The 1770-nt window shown below is 65.0% G+C and carries 1 protein-coding gene; it reads left to right on the top strand.

All coding sequences use genetic code 11. From position 1 onward, the window contains the following. Positions 1-1209, top strand: a 1209-nt coding sequence (locus tag ACZ7KI_RS43310; protein WP_470278810.1) for an HNH endonuclease signature motif containing protein, incomplete at its 5' end; no start/stop codon positions are given. Positions 1210-1770: the final 561 nt, after the last annotated feature.

Here is a 1770-nt window from a genome sequence, read left to right as displayed (position 1 = left end):
AAGTTGGAGCTTGGCCATGGCGTGCAGCAGTCTCTGCAGGTGATCCGGGTGGCTTCCGCCGCGTTGGGGCGGTTTTTGGCGGAGATTGAGTCTCGCGGCCCGAAAGACTTGTATGGCTATGGTTCCACGGTGTCGTGGTTCGCCGATGTCGCGGGGTTGAGCCGGGGTGAGGCGGGTCCGATCGTGCGGCGTGCGATCGCGTTGAACCCGACCCGCGCACTCGATGGCACCGAGATCCCGGCGTTCGCGCCTGCCACTGCCGCGGCTGCGGCTGATGGGGTGATCGGAGAACACCGGATCGATCAGATTCTGGAGTTTCTGAAGAAGATCCCGGCGGAGGTGTCGTCCGAAGATCGGAAGTGTGCGGAGAAGATCTTGGCTGATCTTGCTTGCGAGGCGGGGCCGAGACAGCTCAGACAGGCCGAAGAAAACCTGCTGGCCTGGCTCGACCCTGACGGCAACGAACCCAAGGACCCTGAACCCGCCCAGCCCGTACGGGAGGTCACGCTGGAGCGCCGCAGAGACGGCTTCTGGAAACTGACCGGGCTTCTGGATGACGAGCTGGGTGCCCGCACCGCCGCTGTTCTCGATGCCTACGCGAAACCGCGACCGGTGGACGAGTTCGGCCAAGCCGACCCTCGCACCAAACCGGAACGCCAAGGCGACGCCTTCGCGGAGATCTTGGATTTGGCGATCGCGTGCCCGGACCAGCCCGGCACCTCCGGCTACCGGACGCTGCTCCACGTCACCATCGGCCTCGACGAGTTGCAGACCGGGATCGGCACAGCGTGCCTGGACTTCGTCGGGGAAATGACCGCCCGCGAGGCACGCCTCGCCGCCTGCGACTGCTTGATGCTGCCCGTCGTTCTGAGCGCCGCTGGTGAACCCCTCGACATGGGACGGCTACGACGATTCGTCACCCCAGGCCAACGACGGGCACTCAACATCCGCGACCGAGGCTGCGCCTTCCCCGGCTGCCACCGGCAGCCCAAGCACTGCCACGCCCACCATATTGATCATTGGGCCGATGGCGGACCGACCGACCTGCGGAATCTCACCTTGTTGTGCGGTTTTCATCACCGGCTGATCCACCATGGCGACTGGGAAGTCCGGATGGCGCCCGACGGACTCCCGGAGTTCACACCACCCCAGTATTTGGACCCGTTGCGAAGACCCAGGCGCAACACCTTCCACCGCGCCGCCGCTTAACCCGCATCACCCGAGGAGCCCGCCAGCCACGTCGGCGACGGGCCCCTCGGTATGCCTGCAGACCGGCACTCGGCGACAACCGCCCCCCCGAGTGGGCTAGACGTGTCAGACCGGTGACGGACGCCCTCGCGGCTGTCGCGCTCTTAGATTCGTCACATCAGGCCAGCGCCGGGCGTTGAACACCCGAAGACCGGGGTCATCGTCAGCCGAAGCCTTGCCACGCCGACATTGATCAGTGGGCTGAGAGCGGCTCGCCAGCTTGCGTCGAATGCCGAGGAGCCCGCCAGCCACACCGGCGACGGCCCCCCGGCATACCTATAGATCGACACTCGGCGGCAACAACCTATTGAGGGTAAGGAAAAGTTGTCGTGACCGGTACTTTCCGCGGTGCGCGTTCCCTCGTGGCCGACCCCCGCTGCTCATGTCGCGAAAGTCACTTTCGGGACACCACATGTCCTCAAAGTGGGGCGAATTCACTCGGTCGTCGCAACACCCTCTGTGAGCTGGGAGTTTGTGATGTCGGGTGGATTGTTGTTGGCGCGGGCGGTGCGAGTGCGGTTT

The organism is Amycolatopsis sp. NPDC039088 (assembly GCF_055598845.1).
The sequence above is the reverse complement of the archived record's forward strand: the minus strand, read 5'-3'. Positions and strand labels throughout refer to the sequence as shown.